General features: G+C 64.3%; 15 protein-coding genes. 8 read left to right on the top strand and 7 right to left on the bottom strand.

The window, feature by feature from the left end; all coding sequences use genetic code 11:
- Positions 1 to 4: 4 nt before the first annotated feature.
- The 5 genes from AC1DJO_RS04115 to AC1DJO_RS04095 form a co-directional block, all read right to left on the bottom strand.
- Complete coding sequence (locus AC1DJO_RS04115; RefSeq protein WP_477969313.1) at positions 5 to 1,585, bottom strand: cytochrome ubiquinol oxidase subunit I; 1,581 nt, start codon at positions 1,583 to 1,585, stop codon at positions 5 to 7.
- A 72-nt stretch (positions 1,586 to 1,657) separates the two neighbouring features.
- The gene (gene cydC / locus AC1DJO_RS04110) at positions 1,658 to 3,349 is read right to left on the bottom strand and encodes a thiol reductant ABC exporter subunit CydC (RefSeq protein WP_477969311.1); all 1,692 of its coding nucleotides are present in this window, start codon (positions 3,347 to 3,349) and stop codon (positions 1,658 to 1,660) included.
- Positions 3,346 to 5,049, bottom strand: coding sequence for a thiol reductant ABC exporter subunit CydD (gene cydD / locus AC1DJO_RS04105; RefSeq protein WP_477969309.1), 1,704 nt, complete (start codon positions 5,047 to 5,049; stop codon positions 3,346 to 3,348). Before cydD ends, cydC begins: the two co-directional genes overlap by 4 nt.
- 4 nt (positions 5,050 to 5,053) lie before the next feature.
- Positions 5,054 to 5,626 (bottom strand): GbsR/MarR family transcriptional regulator, encoded by a 573-nt coding sequence (locus AC1DJO_RS04100; protein WP_112388886.1) that lies wholly within the window; start codon positions 5,624 to 5,626, stop codon positions 5,054 to 5,056.
- A 131-nt stretch (positions 5,627 to 5,757) separates the two neighbouring features.
- Positions 5,758 to 6,684, bottom strand: coding sequence for a dihydrodipicolinate synthase family protein (locus tag AC1DJO_RS04095; RefSeq protein WP_477969307.1), 927 nt, complete (start codon positions 6,682 to 6,684; stop codon positions 5,758 to 5,760).
- Between the two features lie 154 nt (positions 6,685 to 6,838).
- Here AC1DJO_RS04095 and AC1DJO_RS04090 point away from each other — a divergent pair, with 154 nt between their 5' ends.
- Genes AC1DJO_RS04090 through AC1DJO_RS04065 form a run of 6 tightly spaced genes read left to right on the top strand, consistent with a single transcriptional unit; the run spans position 6,839 to position 11,615 of the window.
- Positions 6,839 to 7,318 (top strand): DUF2938 domain-containing protein, encoded by a 480-nt coding sequence (locus AC1DJO_RS04090; protein ID WP_477969305.1) that lies wholly within the window; start codon positions 6,839 to 6,841, stop codon positions 7,316 to 7,318.
- A 14-nt stretch (positions 7,319 to 7,332) separates the two neighbouring features.
- Entirely contained in the window at positions 7,333 to 8,091 is a 759-nt protein-coding gene (cobF, locus tag AC1DJO_RS04085) for a precorrin-6A synthase (deacetylating) (RefSeq protein ID WP_477969303.1), read from the top strand.
- A gap of 56 nt (positions 8,092 to 8,147) precedes the next feature.
- Positions 8,148 to 9,491, top strand: a complete 1,344-nt coding sequence (gene cobG / locus AC1DJO_RS04080; RefSeq protein ID WP_477969301.1) for a precorrin-3B synthase — start codon at positions 8,148 to 8,150, stop codon at positions 9,489 to 9,491.
- Positions 9,492 to 9,493: 2 nt separating this feature from the next.
- A complete protein-coding gene (locus AC1DJO_RS04075) occupies positions 9,494 to 10,126 on the top strand; it encodes a precorrin-8X methylmutase (RefSeq protein WP_477969299.1) in 633 nt (210 codons plus the stop codon).
- Positions 10,123 to 10,854: a precorrin-2 C(20)-methyltransferase gene (locus AC1DJO_RS04070; RefSeq protein ID WP_477969297.1), complete on the top strand. Its 732-nt coding sequence runs from the start codon at positions 10,123 to 10,125 to the stop codon at positions 10,852 to 10,854. Before AC1DJO_RS04075 ends, AC1DJO_RS04070 begins: the two co-directional genes overlap by 4 nt.
- On the top strand, positions 10,851 to 11,615 hold the full coding sequence (locus AC1DJO_RS04065) for a precorrin-3B C(17)-methyltransferase (RefSeq protein ID WP_477969295.1): 765 nt from the start codon (positions 10,851 to 10,853) through the stop codon (positions 11,613 to 11,615). The genes AC1DJO_RS04070 and AC1DJO_RS04065 overlap by 4 nt, the downstream gene beginning before the upstream one ends.
- Here AC1DJO_RS04065 and AC1DJO_RS04060 read toward each other — a convergent pair.
- Positions 11,579 to 12,349: a cobalt-precorrin-6A reductase gene (locus AC1DJO_RS04060; RefSeq protein WP_477969293.1), complete on the bottom strand. Its 771-nt coding sequence runs from the start codon at positions 12,347 to 12,349 to the stop codon at positions 11,579 to 11,581. The genes AC1DJO_RS04065 and AC1DJO_RS04060 overlap by 37 nt on opposite strands.
- On the opposite strand from AC1DJO_RS04060, the gene cbiE reads away from it, so the two are divergent.
- Both cbiE and cobM read left to right on the top strand, forming a co-directional pair.
- The gene (cbiE, locus tag AC1DJO_RS04055) at positions 12,348 to 13,586 is read left to right on the top strand and encodes a precorrin-6y C5,15-methyltransferase (decarboxylating) subunit CbiE (protein WP_477969291.1); all 1,239 of its coding nucleotides are present in this window, start codon (positions 12,348 to 12,350) and stop codon (positions 13,584 to 13,586) included. The genes AC1DJO_RS04060 and cbiE overlap by 2 nt on opposite strands.
- Positions 13,583 to 14,347 (top strand): precorrin-4 C(11)-methyltransferase, encoded by a 765-nt coding sequence (gene cobM / locus AC1DJO_RS04050; protein ID WP_477969289.1) that lies wholly within the window; start codon positions 13,583 to 13,585, stop codon positions 14,345 to 14,347. Before cbiE ends, cobM begins: the two co-directional genes overlap by 4 nt.
- On the opposite strand, the gene AC1DJO_RS04045 is transcribed toward cobM, so the two are convergent.
- On the bottom strand, positions 14,344 to 15,156 hold the full coding sequence (locus tag AC1DJO_RS04045) for a TIM barrel protein (protein ID WP_477969287.1): 813 nt from the start codon (positions 15,154 to 15,156) through the stop codon (positions 14,344 to 14,346). The genes cobM and AC1DJO_RS04045 overlap by 4 nt on opposite strands.
- Between the last annotated feature and the right edge of the window lie 77 nt (positions 15,157 to 15,233).

The raw sequence follows: 15,233 nt of genomic DNA, 5'->3' as shown, positions 1-15,233 counted from the left end.
ACAATCACTCCGCAGCAGGAACGAGGGTTTCGGAGATCAGCTCGGCTTCCGGCTCGTCATCGGGCTCGGGGCCTTTCTTGATCGCCTTGAGCATCAGGCCCATCTCGATGATGATCAGCGTCGTGTAGAGCACCGCAAAGCCGATGATCGTCAGAAGCACGGTGCTGGCGCCGAGGCTGGAGACGGCAGCCGCCGTCGGCAGCACGCCTTCGATCACCCAGGGCTGGCGGCCGAACTCGGCAACGATCCAGCCGACTTCGATCGCCACCCACGGCAGCGGGATCGCAAAGACGGCGACCTTGAGCAGCAGCGGATACTTGTCGAGATGCCGGCGGGCCGACAGCCAGAAGAAGGTTGCCGTCAGCACGATGAAGAACATCCCGAGGCCGACCATGATGCGGAACGACCAGAACAGCGTCGGCACATGCGGGATCGTATCGCGGGCGGCCTGGGCGATTTGCGCGTCGGTCGCCTGACGCGGATCGTCGACATAGCGCTTCAGAAGCAGCGCATAGCCCAGATCGTGACCGAGGTCTTCGAAGGAGGTGCGGACCTCTTGCGTCGGCTGGTCCGGTGCCCGGACGGCGCGGATCTGCATCAGGGCGTCATAGGCCTTGATGCCGTCGCGGATGCGGGTTTCGGCTTCCTTCTCCAGCTTGTCGATGCCGGGGATTTCGGTGGTCAGCGAGCGGGTGCCGATCAGGCCCATCGCCCAGGGGATATGGACAGCGAAATGCGTCTCGCGGGCTTCCTGATCCGGAAAGCCGAAGGCGGTGAAGGGGGCCGGAGCGGGCTCCGTCTTCCACATCGCCTCGATGGCGGCGAGCTTCATCTTCTGGTTTTCCGTTGCCAGATAGCCGCTTTCGTCACCGAGCACGACGACCGACAGCGATGAGGCGAGGCCGAACGAGGCGGCGACCGTCATCGACCGCTTGGCGATTTCGACATGGCGTCCCTTGAGCAGGTACCAGGCCGAGACGCCGAGCACGAAGATCGACGCGCAGACGTAACCGGCCGAGACCGTGTGCACGAACTTTGCCTGGGCAACGGGATTGAACACTACGTCGAAGAAGCTGGTGACTTCCATGCGCATCGTCTGCGGATTGAGTGCCGAGCCGACCGGGTTCTGCATCCAGCCATTGGCGATCAGGATCCAGAGTGCCGAGAAGTTCGAGCCGAGCGCCACGGCCCAGGTGGCGACGAGATGGCCGACCTTGGAAAGTTTGTCCCAGCCGAAGAAGAACAACCCGACGAAGGTCGCTTCCAGGAAGAAGGCCATCAGGCCTTCGATGGCGAGCGGTGCGCCGAAGATGTCGCCGACATAATAGCTGTAATAGCTCCAGTTCATGCCGAACTGGAATTCCATGACGATGCCGGTTGCGACACCGATGGCGAAATTGATGCCGAAAAGCGTGCCCCAGAATTTCGTCATCTGCCGCCAGATCTGTCGGCCGGTCATGACATAGGTGGTTTCCATGATGGCAAGCAGCACGGAAAGCCCAAGCGTCAGGGGTACGAATAGAAAATGATAGAGCGCGGTCAGCGCAAATTGAAAGCGCGATAGCGCCACTATGTCGAGTTCCATTATCTTTCTCCCACGGTCCCACGCGGTATCAAGAGTTCCGCGGGCGCCGGCCGGCGTCCGCGGTCATGCCGCTCAATCCGGCCGCAGCCGGTTCAGAGCCTTTTCGAACGCCGCCTCTCCACGGCGCGAAATTTCGACGATGCACCCATCCGCAATCACCGCGATGACATCGGCGATTGCCGCCTCCCGGCGGATATGGCTGGCGATGACCACGGCGCGGCCGGATGCCTTTTCGGCAAGGCGGCTCATCACGTCGCGGGCGGTTTCGCCATCCAGGCCCTCTGTCGGCTCGTCGAGCAGCCAGAGGGATGCGTTGCGGAGAAACAGCCGCGCCAGCGCCAGGCGGCGCGATTGGCCGCCGGACAGGCCGAGCCCGCCTTCTCCGAGTTTCGTGTCGAGCCCTTGCGGCAGGGCGTCGATGGCGGTGAGCAATCCGGTAGCCTCGAGAGCACCGCGGAGCTGTGCCTCGCTGGCCGAGGGATCGGCTATCAGGAGATTGCCGCGGATGCTGTCGGCGAAGAGCTCGGTGCGCTGCGTCAGCAGCGTCGAATCGGTGATCACCGCACTTCCGTCTTGCGGCTGCAACTCGCCTGCGAGAAGCGTCAGGAATGACGACTTTCCGGCGCCGCTGGAGCCGATGAGCGCCAGCGTCTCGCCGGTTTTCAACGTAATCGTTAGCTTACGAAGGACGAGCTTTTCCGCCCCGTCATGAACGGTTGCAACATCTGTCAGCGCAAAGGCAATGCCGGTTTCCGGCGCGCCATGTCCCGTCGCCCTATCCGCCGCGGTCAGACGATCGCCGACGCGGCGTGCAGCGATGAGTGTTCGTCCAAGCTCGATGGCGCCGCGCCGCAGGGCAGCAAAGGGCTCGATGGCGGCGAAGGCAACCAGCAGACCGAGCGCGGCAACTGGTGCGCCGATGCTGCCTGTCCCGGCAAGGGCGGCGACCGCCAGCAGCGATCCGGCGAGCAGCAGCGAGGAGGTCAGGCCGAAGCCCAAGGTGACGGCGGTTTCGATCCGGTTCAAACGGTCGTCCGCCGCCGAAATATAGGCATCGGCTGTGACAACGGCGGCAGATTGAGCGTCCAGACGCCCTGCCATCAGCAGGTCCGTTTGACCGGCGACGAGATCGATGACGCGGCCGCGGACCGCTTCGACACCATGCATGCGGCGGCGTGCGGATTTTGCGGCGGCGCGGCCGGCGAGGTAGGGAATGCCGAGCCCGGCAAACAAGAGGATCAACCCGGTCGCGGCGCCAAACAGCGGATGGATCATGCCGAGCGCCCCGCTTGCCGCGATCGCGGTGCAGATCGCAACGGCAGCGGGAACGAGGACGCGCAGATAGAGGCCGTCGAGTGCGTCGATATCGGCCGTCAGGCGGAACAGAAGCTTTGAGGGCCGGGCTGCGAGATCGCGCGCCGCGCCGTGCTTCGCCCAGCCGCGAAACAGGCGCTCCCGGAGGGCCGCCAGTACCGATAGCGTCGCATCATGGGTCGTCATTCGCTCGCCATAGCGCGAGAAGGTACGCCCGATCGCCAGCAGGCGGATACCGGCCGACGGCGCGAAAACGTCGAAGGTGACGGCCGTGGCAACGGATAGTCCGGCAATCGAGGCGGCGGTGATGAACCAGCCGGAGAGGCCGAGAAGGGCGATACCGGCGAGCACCGTCAGCGCCGACATCAGCGCGCCGATCAGCAGGCCGCGGCGCCGTTCGGCGATAAAAAGGTAGACGACGGGTTTGAGATCACCGAGGCGCGTGTTCATTCCGCGGCCTCCCGAAGCGTTTCCGCGCCGATCGCGATCACCCGCTGCATGCGGGCGGCGAGCCGCGGATCGTGGGTGGCGACGACAAGCGTCTTGCCCTTGGCGAGATGGATGAGGCTTTCGGTGATATCCGCCGCTGTCGCAGCGTCGAGATGTGCGGTCGGTTCGTCGGCGAGAATGATCCGGATGTCGGGATTGCAGGCGGCGCGGGCGATGGCAAGCCGCAGCGCCTCGCCACCGGACAGGCCGAGCCCGCCTTCACCAAGCGGGCGCTTGCCGTAAGCTGCCGCGACTTGGTCGAGCTTGGCGGCACGGAGTGCCTGATCCGCCTTGGTGCCGGCGCGGCCGAGCGTGATGTTGCCCGCGAGCGAACCGGCAAAGATATGCGGCTTCTGGCCGATCCAGGCGATATGGCGGCGCCAGTCGCCCGCTTCGCCGAGCGGCACTCCGCCGATGCGGATCGCACCATCCGAGACCGGAGCAAGGCCGGCAATCATCGCCAGCAAAGTCGATTTCCCGCTGCCGCTGGCGCCGAACAGGGCGACATGCTCGCCCTGCATGATGCGACAGCTGAACGCTTCGATGGCCGGCGGCTTGCTGGCTGCGTATCGGAAGCCGGTATCGGCAAGTTCGATATCGAAACGCCTGGTTTGTTTGCCGGCGGCTTCTGGAACGATATCGAGCCCGCCGGTTGCAATTGCCTCCAGCGCCGAGAGCGCGGCTTCGCCGCTCGCGCGGTCGTGCCAGACCGACGAGAGATCGCGTAGCGGCTCGAAAAAAGCCGGAGCAAGCAGCAGCAGGAACAGGCCGGTGGTTAGGTCAAGCCCGCTGTTCCAGGCGCCGAAGGTGATTTCGCCGAGCAGGCTGAAGCCGACATAGACGGCGAGCAGCGCTACGCCGAGCGCGGCAAACAACTCCAGCACCGCCGAGGAGAGAAAGGCGATCCGCAATACCGCCATCGTCCGGTTTTTCAGATCATCGGCATCGGTGCGCAGGCGGCTCGCCGTCTGATCGACGGCGCCGAGTGCGCGGATCGTCGTCAGGCCGCGCAACCGGTCGAGAAGGAAGCCGTTGAGCCCGCCGGTGGCGGCAAGCTGCTTTTCGCTGGCAGCCTGGGCGCGCCAGCCGATCAGGGCCATGAAGAGCGGGATCAGTGGCATGGCGATCAGCAGGATGAGCGATGCAATCCATGAAATCGGGAATATGCAGACGAGTATCGCCAACGGCACGGCCGTTGCCTTGAAGCGTGCCGGTTGGAACCGGGCAATATAGGGCACGATCAGTTCGGCCTGTTCGCCGATGACGCTGGCCGCTTCGCCGGACGCCGGCCGTGCGGGATCGACAGGCGAGCGGCGCGCAAGCGCTGCCACGGCTGCGGCGCGGCGCTTGCTGAGTTCGGCGCGGGCGGCCTTGAATGCCAGGCGGCCACCAGCCGCTTCAAGACAGCTCTTTGCGATGCCGAGAATGACGATGAAGAGTGCCGGCCAGAGCACGGCGGCGAGCCCGCCGCCACTGGCGATCCGGCCGACGGAAAGAGCGATGAGGGCGGCCTGGGGAACGAAGACGAGGGCGCCTGCTGTCTGCAACAGCGCTGCGGCCTTGGAACCGGGTCTGTCTTTGCCGACACGCTGTCTGCGACGGCCGCGCTTTTGCGCGCCCGGTTCCGGCTCGTCATTCGCGTCTAAGAAAGCACTCCCCATGGCGCTAACTCTTGTTCGCAGGACGGCGGCCGCGGCCGAGCGAAATCACCCGGTCCTTGGCTTCCAGAAGCTTCGTAACTTTTGCCCCCAGAGATAGTAATGTTGCGAGGCGCTCGGTTTCAAGTTGTTTTACGTCTTCATACCAATGCGTCAGCTGCTCGATCAGCCCGTGCATCTCGCCCATGCGCTGCTGGGCATATCGCTCGTGGTCGCTGGCCGGCCGCTGCATCAGGATTTCGCGCAGCACGGAGAGAGTCGGATCGACCTCGCGCTTCTTGCGCTCTTCGGCAAGCGTGCGCAGGATCAGCCAGACGTCGTCAGGCGTCGAGAAAAAATCGCGGCGGTCATCCGGCTTGTGCTTCATCAGCACGAGGTTCCACGCCTGCAGTTCGCGCAGGCTCATCGACACGTTCGAGCGTGAGATGCCGAGCGCATCGACGATGTCTTCGGCGCAGAGCGGCTCGGGCGAGACGTAAAGCAGCGCGTAGATCTGGCCGACGGTGCGGTTGATCCCCCAGCGCGAGCCCATCTCGCCGAAATGCAGAACGAAGGATTGAACGAGTGGTGGAAGGTTCATGACGGTGATTTCCGTAATGTCTGTGATTTCAGAAATTTCTGAAATCACTATATTCCGCTTTTCGCTCCGCACAATCGGCGGCACCCGCCTGCGTCAATTTGGTCAGAGATGCGTGTAAGCCGTGTGACGGCCTAGAACGCGGCGCGCTTGTCGTATCTGGCGAGGCGCGAGAGGAGATAATCGACCTCGGCCTTCGCCTTGTCGCTGATGACGCTCGCTGGCTTCCGCTGGGCGTCGCTGGCGATCGCGCCGCGCTTCTGCAGCACATATTTGCGCACGGCAAGGCCGATGCCCTGTTGTTGCTCGTAGCGCACCAGCGGCAGATGGGCGTCGAAGAGATCATGCGCTTCGTCGCGCCTGCCTTCCTGCTGCAGGCGGACGACATCGGCCAGCATGTCGGGAAAGGCATAACCGGTCATCGCGCCATCGGCGCCGCGTTCCATCTCGAAATCGAGGAACAGCCCGCCATTGCCGCAGAGAATCGAGATATCCCGCATCTCGCCGGCCTTCTGTGCGGCTCGAAGCTTGGAAATCTTCTCCAGTCCCGGCCAGTCCTCATGCTTGAGCATGACGCAGGAGGCGTGATTGTTGACGATCTTCTGGATCACACCAGGCGTCATCACCACGGTCAGCGTCAACGGATAGTCCTGGATGACGAAGGGAATGTCCTCACCGATCGCTTCGACGGCCTGCGCATAGTAGCCGATGATCTGGTCGTCGGTGCGCAGCGAAGGTGGCGGGGCGATCATCACGCCGGCGGCACCAAGATCCATGACGCCGCGCGCAAGTGAACGCATCGCCGCAAAACCGGGCGCCGAGACGCCGACGATGATGGGCACGCCGGCGCGCCCGACCACCTGACGGGTGATCGCCAGCGATTCCTCCGGCTCCAGCTTCGGTGCCTCGCCCATGATGCCGAGGATCGTCAGACCCGTCACACCGCATTCGAGATAGAAATCCGTGAGCCGGTCGACCGAGACCGTATCGAGCCGCCCATCCGGGTGAAAGGGCGTGGCGGCAATGGCGTAGACGCCCTTGGCGGTATGGTCGAGCTTCATCTGGATCCTCCTCGTTTTGCGCGAGCTTAGGCAGGCCATGAAGGGTGATCAACCGAAATAGCCGTTTTGCTCCATCAATGACGTCGGGCTCTGTTGCAGGCGGAGCCTGCCGCCGTTAAGACGGTAAGGGGTTCTCACATCTGGATATTCTCACATGTTCGATATCATCTGGCGCGGCATCGTGATCGGCATCGGTGCGACCGTTCTCATGGACATCTGGGCGATCGTTCTGCACCGCTTCTTCGGGCAGAGCGCCGCCAACTGGGCGCCAGTCGGACGCTGGTTCTACCACCTGAAGAACGGCATCGTGTTCCACGAGAGTATCGGCAATGCCGCTCCCTACGAGCATGAATTGGCGCTCGGCTGGATCAGCCACTACGTCACCGGCATCGTCTACGGTCTGGCGCTGGCGATCATCATGGGCCCGTCCTGGCTCGCAGAGCCGACCTTCATTCCAGCCTGGATTCTCGGTATCGTCACCGTCGGTGCCGGCTGGTTTCTGCTGCAGCCCGGTCTCGGCATCGGCTGGGCGGCGTCAAAGACGCCGAACCCGGCCAAGGCACGCGCCATGAACCTGATTGCCCACACGGTCTTTGCGATCGGGCTCTATGGGACGGCGCTTTTGATCCGCTAGCGGCCGGAGGCGTCATGAGACAGATCTTCGTCATCGGCATCGGGACCGGCAATCCCGATCACGTCACCATTCAGGCGATCAACGCCATGAAGGGCGCAGACCGCGTCTTCATCCCGAACAAGGGAACGAAGAAGGAGGAACTTGCGAGCGTACGCCGCGAGATCTGCGATCGCTATCTCGATGCGGGAAAGACGAAGACGATCGAGTTTGCTGTGCCGCAGCGGCAGACCGAAGGAAAGACTTACGTCGAGAGTGTCGATGAATGGCATGCGGCTATCGCTTCGTCGTATGCCGTATTGATCGGCGATCTCGGTGAAAACGAAGCCGCGGCCTTTCTGGTCTGGGGCGATCCCAGCCTCTATGACAGCACCCTGCGCATCCTCGAGCGGATCCGTGGCAGCATCGCCTTCGAGGTGACGGTCATTCCGGGGATTACCAGCATCCAGGCGCTTGCCGCCAGCCACAAGATCCCGGTCAATCTCGTCGGCAAGCCGGTCGAGATCACCACCGGGCGTCGGCTTGCCGACGAGGGGCTGACTGCCGACAGCACCGTCGTGATGCTGGACGGGATCCAGGCGTTTTCGCAGATCGACGATCCGGATGCGGAGATCTTCTGGGGTGCCTATCTTGGCACTGCCGACGAGATCATCCATTCCGGCCGCCTTGGCGACGTTTCGGACGAGATCGTCAGAATGCGTGCCGCGGCGCGCGAGCGGCATGGATGGATCATGGATATCTACCTGCTGCGCAAGGGGCGCGACTTCGAGGCGTGAGCGGCTTTGCCGAGCGCGCCGTCATCCTGTAAGGACAGGTGATGGAAGGGTGTGCCATGGCTGCGGCCGGTAACAGACAATTGCAGGAAACGGTGGTTGCCGGGCTTCGACGCGGCGCCTGCCCGACGCTTGCCGCGCCGATGCAGACCGGTGACGGCCTGCTCGTCCGTCTGCGCCCGGCCGGCGGCGCCCTGACCGTTGCACAGCTCAAGGCGCTGGCGATTGCAGCAGCATCCTGTGGCAACGGTATCCTTGAAATCACCGCCCGCGGCAATCTACAGGTCCGCGGCTTGCGGATGGATAGCGTCGGCACGCTGGCTTTGGCGATCGATGCCGCGGGCATCGTGGTTCCGCCCGGCCCTGCAATCGAGCTTTCGCCGCTGCATGGCATCGACAGCGCGGAACTTGGCGATGCGGCTGCGCTGGAAGCGCGGTTGCGCACCACTCTTGCTGGCAAACTGCAATCAGCCGATATCGCGCCCAAGCTTGCCATCATGGTCGATGGCCGCGGCGTTTTCTGCCTTGATCATCTGAGCGCCGATATCCGCATCGTCGCGCTTGTGGATCAGGACTGGTTAGTATCAGTCGGCGGTACCGCACTGACGGCGCGGCCTGTGTTTTCAGGTGGTATCGACGGGGCAGTGGCTGCCGTCAGGTATATCCTCGACATCCTGATCGCGACCGGCCGCCATAGCCGCGCCCGCGATATCGATATCGAAACGCTGCTCGGAGCCTTTCCCGATGCTCCGCAGACCATATTCCTTTCACCGTCGCGCAAACCGGCGCCGGGCATTCTCACTTTGCCGAATGGAAGGGCCGTTCTCGGCCTGCGTCCGCGATTTGGCCAGATGCGGGCAGATGCGCTGACGGCCTTCCTGGCGGATCTTGCCGATGACATCGAGATCCGGCTGGCGCCCGACCGGCAGCTTTTTCTCACCGGCTTTGCCGCAGCGGAAGCGGAGACGCTCAGAATTCGCGCGGGCGACTACGGCTTCACCGCCGACCCGCGAGATCCATCTGCCAACATCGCAGCCTGCGCCGGTGCGGGAGCCTGCGCATCGGGCTTCTACGACACGCGAAAGCTTGCCGCGCGGATCGTCGATACCGCCCCCGATTTGCTGGACGGATCGCTGACGGTGCATCTGTCCGGCTGCGCCAAGGGCTGCGCTCATCCGCAGGCGGCGCTGACGCTCACTGGACTCGGAAATGCCTATGCCTTTTCCCTGAACGGCAAGGCTGGGGACCCGCCGGATGCAACGATTGCTGGCGGCGGGATCGAATCCGCTATAGAGAGGCTCGCCCAGCTTGCCGGAACGGAACGGCGGGCCGGAGAAACGGTGGCTGCCTGCCTTCATCGGCTTGGCGTCAGCACCATCGCGAAAGCGCTGCAACAGGACTAGGGATGCCAGACTACGATTACATCCGCGAGGGAGACGCGATCTACGAGCGCTCCTTCGCGATCATCCGCAACGAAGCCGACCTGTCGCGATTTGCGCCCGACGAGGCCGACGTGGCGGTCCGCATGATCCATGCCTGCGGGCTGGTGGAAGCGGCTGCACATTTCGACTTCGCGCCCGGTTTCGTCCAGGCGGCCCGTGCGGCCCTGCAGTCGGGCGCGCCGGTTTTCTGCGATGCGGAAATGGTCTCCCACGGCATTACCCGCGCCCGGCTTCCGGCGGCCAACGAGGTGATCTGCACGCTGCGCGATCCGCGCACGCCCGATCTCGCCAAGGCCAAGGGCAACACGCGCTCGGCAGCGGCAATCGAACTCTGGCGCGACCGGCTGGCGGGCAGCGTTGTCGCGATCGGCAACGCACCGACGGCCCTCTTTTATCTCCTGGAATTGCTTCGTGACGGCGGCCCGAAGCCTGCGGCCATCCTCGGCATGCCTGTCGGCTTTGTCGGCGCGGCGGAATCCAAGGATGCGCTGGCGGAAAATTCCTATGGCGTGCCCTATGCGATCGTGCGCGGCCGGCTTGGTGGCAGTGCAATGACGGCGGCTGCGGTCAACGCGCTGGCGAGGCCCGGACTATGAGCGCTCCCGGCCGTCTGATCGGCGTCGGCACCGGACCGGGCGACCCGGAATTGCTGACCATCAAGGCCGCCAAGGCGATCGAGGCGGCTGACGTCATCGCCTATTTCGCCAAACAGGGGCGGAGCGGAAACGGGCGTGCCATCGTGCAGCATCTGATTTCCGCAAGCGCCGAGCTTCTGCCGCTCTATTATCCTGTGACCACCGAGATCGATAAGGGTGAGATGGCCTATCAGAGCCAGATCACCGCCTTCTACGACGCGTCGGCCGCAGCCGTCGCCGCTCGTCTCGATGCCGGAAAGACCGTCGCCATCCTCAGCGAAGGCGATCCGATGTTCTATGGTTCCTACATGCATCTGCATGTGCGGCTGGCGCATCGCTATCCGGCCGAGGTGATCCCCGGGATTACCGCCATGTCCGGCTGCTGGTCGGTCGCGGGCATGCCGATCGTCCAGGGTGACGACGTGCTGTCCGTTCTTCCGGGCACGATGGCGGAAGCGGAACTGACCCGCAGGCTGGCCGACACGCAGGCCGCCGTCATCATGAAGGTCGGCCGCAATCTGCCGAAAATCCGGCGGGCGCTGGAAGCAGCCGGCCGGTTGCGAGAAGCCGTCTATGTCGAGCGCGGCACGATGGCCAATGCGGCGATGATCAAGCTCGCCGAACGGCCGGATGGCGAAGCGCCGTATTTCTCGCTGGTGCTCGTGCCCGGCTGGGAGGCGAACCGATGAGCGGCAGGCTCTATGTGATCGGCACGGGTCCCGGCAATCCGGACCAGATGACCCCGGAAGCGGCGCGCGCTGTTGCCGTCTCGACCGATTTTTTCGGCTATGGTCCCTATCTCGACCGCATAGCCTATGAGCCGCACCAGACGCGCCACACCTCCGACAATCGCGAGGAGCTCGACCGTGCCGCGGCCGCGCTGACGATGGCGGCCGAGGGCCGGACGGTCTGCGTCGTTTCCGGCGGCGATCCCGGTGTTTTCGCCATGGCTGCCGCTCTTTGCGAGGCGATCGACAATGGTGATCCCGCATGGCGCGCCGTCGATCTCGTCGTTCTGCCCGGTATCACCGCGATGCTGGCTGTCGCTGCGCGCACGGGCGCGCCGCTCGGGCACGATTTCTGTGCCATCTCGCTGTCGGACAATCTGAAGCCCTGGGAGATCATCGAAAAGCGGCTGGCGCTTGCGGCTCAGGCTGGCTTCGTGATTGCCCTCTATAATCCGATCAGCAAGGCGCGGCCCTGGCAGCTGGGGCGGGCCTTCGAGCTGTTGCGCCGGGAGTTGCCGGATACCACGCCCATCATCTTCGGGCGAGCGGCCGGAAGGCCTGATGAGCGCATCGTTATCCAGCCGCTCGCGACTGCCGACGCGGCGGTTGCCGATATGGCAACCTGTGTCATCATCGGCTCGCCGGAGACCCGCATCATCGCCCGGGACGGCAAATCCGATCTTGTCTATACGCCACGCTTCATGGCCGGAGGAAGCCGGTGATCGATCGCCGCCAGCGCCTCGCCGACAGTCTCGACCGTCTCCATGGCGGGCGTTGCGGCACGGCCGATCATGAAGACGTCGATCCCAAGAATGCGCGCCGCCTCGATCTTCGCGTAGGTGGCGTCACCACCACTGTTCTTGGCGATGATCGCATCGATCCGATATTCCCGAAGAAGCGCCAGTTCGGCATCGAGCACGAAGGGGCCGCGATCGAGGATGAAGGTCGCATCGGCCAGCGCCAGAGTCGGCGTCACCGGATCGACGCTTCTGACAAGATAGAAATGCTGCGCCGCCGCCTCGGCCGCATGCGCCTCCTGGCGCCCGGTGGCCAGAAAGACGCGGCGTGGTATTGTGCCGAGCGCTGCAATTGCGGCCGGGATGGTAGCGAGCTGGATCCAGCGGTCGCCGGGCTCTTCGCGCCACTGCGGACGGCGCAGCGCAATGGCCGGAACGCCGGATATCCGCGCAGCCTCGGCGGCATTTGCCGAGATCCGCGCGGCAAACGGGTGGGTCGTGTCGACAAGCAGATCGAATTTTCCCTCGGCAAGGTATGCTGCGAGACCTTCGGCGCCGCCAAATCCGCCGATGCGGATAGAAACCGGCTGTTCAGACGGTTTTTCGGTTCTTCCGGCCAGCGACAGCAGAATATCGAGCCCGTCACGATCGCGAAGGGCGGCCGCCAATGCGCGCGCCTCGCTCGTCCCGCCCAAAATCAGAACCCGGTATGCCGCCATGTCTGATCTGCCACCCCGATCCGAAAAGCCCTGGCTGACCATTATCGGTATCGGCGAGGATGGTCCAGATGGACTGGGCGATGAGGCAAAGCGTCTGATCACAGGCGCGCCGGTGGTTTACGGCGGGGCGCGGCATCACGCGCTGGTGGACGGCTTGATCTCCGGTGAGCGGCGGGTCTGGCAGAGCCCGTTCGAGGTCTCCGTCGGAGACATTGTTGCGCATAGGGGCACGCCCGTCGTCGTTCTCGCATCGGGCGATCCCTTTCTCTACGGCGTCGGCGCAACGCTGTCCCGGCGCATCGGCACTGGCGAGATGCGTGTGATCCCGGCGCCTTCGGCATTCAGTCTTGCCGCATCGCGGCTTGGCTGGCCGCTGCAGGACACCGCGGCAATCTCGCTCCACGGCCGCCCGGTCGAGCTGATCCTGCCCCATCTGCACGACGGGCGCCGGATCATTGCGCTGACCTCCGACGAGAACGGCCCGGCAGCCATCGCGGCGCTGCTGACCGGTATCGGCTTTGGCCGCTCCCGCATGACCGTGCTGGAAGCCCTCGGCGGCGAGCGCGAGCGCGTTCGCGTGGTTACCGCGACCGAGTTTGCGCTTGAGCGTATCGATCCGTTGAATGTCTGCGCGATCGAGGTGGTGGCGGACAAGGCTGCCCGCATCATCTCCTTTGCAAGCGGCCTTGACGATGCGCTGTTCGAGCATGACGGCCAGATCACCAAGCGCGAGATCCGCGCGGTGACGCTGTCTGCGCTGGCGCCGCGCCATGGCGAATTGTTGTGGGATATCGGCGCCGGATCGGGTTCCGTCGGCATTGAGTGGATGCTCTGTGACCCGTCGCTGAAAGCGATCGCGATCGAACAGTCGCCGGAACGCGCTGCCCGTGCGGCGCGCAATGCAACGGCGCTTGGCGTGCCGCATCTGGCCCTTGTCGAAGGTGCGGCGCCCGCTGCCCTTGCCGGCCTGCCGGAACCGGATGCGATCTTCATCGGCGGCGGCGGAAGCGAGCGCGGCGTCATGGAAGCGGCGATCGCGGCGCTGAAGCCTGGCGGCCGGCTGGTTGCCAATGCCGTGACGCTCGAGATGGAAGTCTTGCTGCTTTCCGAATATGCAAAACGCGGCGGCTCGCTCACCCGCCTCGACATTTCCCGCGCAGCGCCTGTCGGCACGATGAGCGGCTGGCGGGCGGCCATGCCGGTCACGCAATGGCGCTGGATAAAGGATCAGGAATGACCGTACATTTCATCGGTGCCGGGCCAGGTGCTGCCGACCTCATCACCGTTCGCGGCCGCGATCTGATCGCGAAATGCCCGGTCTGCCTCTATGCGGGATCGATCGTCTCGCCGGAACTGCTGCAATATTGCCCGCGGGGCGCCCGGATCGTCGATACCGCGCCGATGTCGCTCGACGAGATCGAGGCGGAATATCTGCGGGCTGCCGATGGGGGCGAAGATGTCGCCCGCCTGCATTCCGGCGATCTCTCCGTTTGGAGCGCTGTCGCCGAGCAAATCCGCCGCCTGGAAAAGCATGGTATCGGCTACACGATGACGCCCGGTGTTCCGGCCTTTGCCGCCGCCGCTTCGGCGCTCGGCCGCGAGCTGACGATCCCGGCGGTTGCGCAGAGCCTTGTGCTGACGCGCGTCTCCGGCCGCGCATCGCCGATGCCGAATAGCGAAACGCTGGAGAAATTCGGCGCGACGGGCTCGACGCTCGCCATTCACCTGGCGATTCATGCGTTGCCGCAGGTCGTGGCCGAGCTGACGCCGCTTTATGGCGCCGATTGCCCGGTTGCGATCGTCGTCAAGGCATCTTGGCCGGATGAGCGGATCATTCGCGGCACGCTTGGCGATATCGAGGCGAAGGTTGCCGCTGAACCGATCGAACGGACGGCGATCATCTTCGCCGGTCCGTCCCTGTCAGCAAGCGATTTTCGTGAGAGCTCGCTCTATGATCCCGCCTATCAGCGCCGCTTCCGCGGCCGCGAAACGCTTTAGACCGCCGACGCGAGGTAATCCATGCTCTGGCGCAGCGCTGCAGCCGGGTCCTGCAAGCCGTGGACTTCCGGCGAGAAGGGCTCGAAGGAGCAAGGGCCTGTGTATCCAGCCTGCAGCAGCGAACGCACCTGACCGGCATTGTCGAGCCGATCAGCTGACGTCACCAGAACCCGGTGCGGATCGCGCATGTCCGATACCGTCACCTTGGCGTCGTCGACGCCGGAAATGTGGATCAGCCCGGTGAGATCAGCGAAGATTGCGGCCTCGCCGGCGAGGTGATGATGGAACGTGTCATGCACCAGCTTGAAGCTGCCTTCGGCGCCGAGTTCACGGATCGCTTCGGCTGCCTCCGTCTTCGAGCTCAGTGAGCAGATCTCGAAGCCGAGCGGCTCAACGAGACCGATGACCCCAGCGGCGTCCAGCATCGGCTTCAGGGCAGTGAGTGACTGGCGCAGATTGGCCTGACGTGCGCCATCCTCGCGGCCGGTGCCGTCATTTTTCGGCACCAGCACCAGTGCCTTGGCGCCGCAGGCTGCGGCATAGTCGATGAGTTCCCGGGCTTCGGCGGCGCGGGTGTCGTTCCACTCGTTGAAGCGCTGCAGGGCGTTGATCGAGATGATCGTCACGCCATGGCGGGCTGCCGCCGCCTTGATCGCCGACGGCTGCGTTCCGTCGAGAATGGCGTTGCCATCGAGGTCGTTACGGATCTCAACCGCATCGATGCCGAGGCTCTTCGCCAGCGCGAAGAAATCGTCGATGCCAAGTTTCGGCGCGGCCATATGGTTCAGCGCGTAGCGAATGGATGTCATGTGCAGGTCCTCCCGGGGCGCGCTTGCGGTGCGCAAGTGCGGATCAATGGTCGATCGAATCTCTATCTGAAATTCGA

It is taken from the genome of Rhizobium sp. 05N430, from assembly GCF_056396985.1.
This window is presented reverse-complemented; position numbering and strand designations above follow the sequence as displayed.

Excerpts from the sequence above, each read along its gene's own strand:
- AC1DJO_RS04115 (WP_477969313.1), bottom strand. The coding sequence starts at position 1,585 with ATGGAACTCGACATAGTGGCGCTATCGCGCTTTCAATTTGCGCTGACC.
- cydC (WP_477969311.1), bottom strand. The coding sequence starts at position 3,349 with ATGAACACGCGCCTCGGTGATCTCAAACCCGTCGTCTACCTTTTTATC.
- cydD (WP_477969309.1), bottom strand. The coding sequence starts at position 5,049 with ATGGGGAGTGCTTTCTTAGACGCGAATGACGAGCCGGAACCGGGCGCG.
- AC1DJO_RS04100 (WP_112388886.1), bottom strand. The coding sequence starts at position 5,626 with ATGAACCTTCCACCACTCGTTCAATCCTTCGTTCTGCATTTCGGCGAG.
- AC1DJO_RS04095 (WP_477969307.1), bottom strand. The coding sequence starts at position 6,684 with ATGAAGCTCGACCATACCGCCAAGGGCGTCTACGCCATTGCCGCCACG.
- AC1DJO_RS04090 (WP_477969305.1), top strand. The coding sequence starts at position 6,839 with ATGTTCGATATCATCTGGCGCGGCATCGTGATCGGCATCGGTGCGACC.
- cobF (WP_477969303.1), top strand. The coding sequence starts at position 7,333 with ATGAGACAGATCTTCGTCATCGGCATCGGGACCGGCAATCCCGATCAC.
- cobG (WP_477969301.1), top strand. The coding sequence starts at position 8,148 with ATGGCTGCGGCCGGTAACAGACAATTGCAGGAAACGGTGGTTGCCGGG.
- AC1DJO_RS04075 (WP_477969299.1), top strand. The coding sequence starts at position 9,494 with ATGCCAGACTACGATTACATCCGCGAGGGAGACGCGATCTACGAGCGC.
- AC1DJO_RS04070 (WP_477969297.1), top strand. The coding sequence starts at position 10,123 with ATGAGCGCTCCCGGCCGTCTGATCGGCGTCGGCACCGGACCGGGCGAC.
- AC1DJO_RS04065 (WP_477969295.1), top strand. The coding sequence starts at position 10,851 with ATGAGCGGCAGGCTCTATGTGATCGGCACGGGTCCCGGCAATCCGGAC.
- cbiE (WP_477969291.1), top strand. The coding sequence starts at position 12,348 with ATGTCTGATCTGCCACCCCGATCCGAAAAGCCCTGGCTGACCATTATC.
- AC1DJO_RS04060 (WP_477969293.1), bottom strand. The coding sequence starts at position 12,349 with ATGGCGGCATACCGGGTTCTGATTTTGGGCGGGACGAGCGAGGCGCGC.
- cobM (WP_477969289.1), top strand. The coding sequence starts at position 13,583 with ATGACCGTACATTTCATCGGTGCCGGGCCAGGTGCTGCCGACCTCATC.
- AC1DJO_RS04045 (WP_477969287.1), bottom strand. The coding sequence starts at position 15,156 with ATGACATCCATTCGCTACGCGCTGAACCATATGGCCGCGCCGAAACTT.